Genomic DNA, 988 nt, shown 5'->3' with positions numbered 1-988 from the left:
CCACCCGCTTTCGCGAGGGGCTGCTGAGCTGCCATGACTGGCTGAAAACTCCCCCTCCCCACTTACAGTTGCTCGCTTGAGTGACATCCTCTCCCGCTAAGCCCTGACGGGCTGTAGACGGGAGCTTCCGAGAATCACTTCTCGGAGTTGCTGCTTCAACGGACTGGTAAACCAGGATCCTCCACAGCCAGAGAGCGGCAGTCCCACCGCCCCCCTATATCCCCCCGTATACGGGGGGACCTGAGTCCACGCTTCAAAATCTCGATAGCAGCGTTCAAGTCTCTGTCCCACGACCCGCAACGGGGGCAATCATGCACCCGTTCCGACAAGGCCTTGGGAACACGCTCCTCACAAACACAACAATTTTGGGACGTACCACGGGGATCCACTCTCAACACCTGTTTGCCGCGTTTGACCGCCACTGCTGTCAGAATGTCAAGAAATTGTCCCCAAGCCGCATCCAAAATCGATTTAGCCAACCGAGTTCGTGCCAGCCCTCGGACGTTGAGATCCTCCACCACCAACAGGTCGTATTGCCCCACCAGCCAGTGCGCCACTTGGTAGTGGAACGCTTTGCGTTGTCGGGCAACGTGCAACTGCAAACAAGCAACTTTCGTGGCCTGTTTCTTCCAGTTGGCGGATCCCTTCACTTTGCGGCTCAGTTGCCGCTGCTGTCGAGCCAAGTGTTTTTGGGCTCGGCGGTAGTGCCGCGGGATAGGCACCACCTCCCCATCGCTGGTGGTGAGAAACCTATCCAATCCCACATCAATGCCCACCGCCCTTTTGACCGGCACAGGCTCTGGGGAAGGGACGCTTTTGTCCTCCAAGGTGATGCAGACATACCACCCATCGGCCTTGCGCACCACTGTGCAGGTTTTGGGCACAAACCCCTCCGGCAAGGGGCGGTGCAGCACCACAGGCATCGAGCCAATCTTGCTCAGTCGCAGAGTCTCCCCTTCCAGATGCGCTCCCGCCTTGGGGCAATTGA

The 988-nt window shown here is 58.5% G+C and carries 1 protein-coding gene; it reads right to left on the bottom strand.

The genetic code is table 11. The annotated features are described in order from the left end of the window. Positions 1-155 precede the first annotated feature (155 nt). Positions 156-988 (bottom strand): RNA-guided endonuclease InsQ/TnpB family protein (locus NW838_RS03970; protein ID WP_414427538.1); only part of this gene is annotated, 833 nt, incomplete at its 5' end.

Origin of the sequence: Synechococcus sp. R55.2 (assembly GCF_047462075.1) — a bacterium.
GTDB lineage: Bacteria > Cyanobacteriota > Cyanobacteriia > Thermostichales > Thermostichaceae > Thermostichus.
Note: the sequence above shows the minus strand (reverse complement) of the source record. Positions and strands in the feature narration are given on the sequence as shown.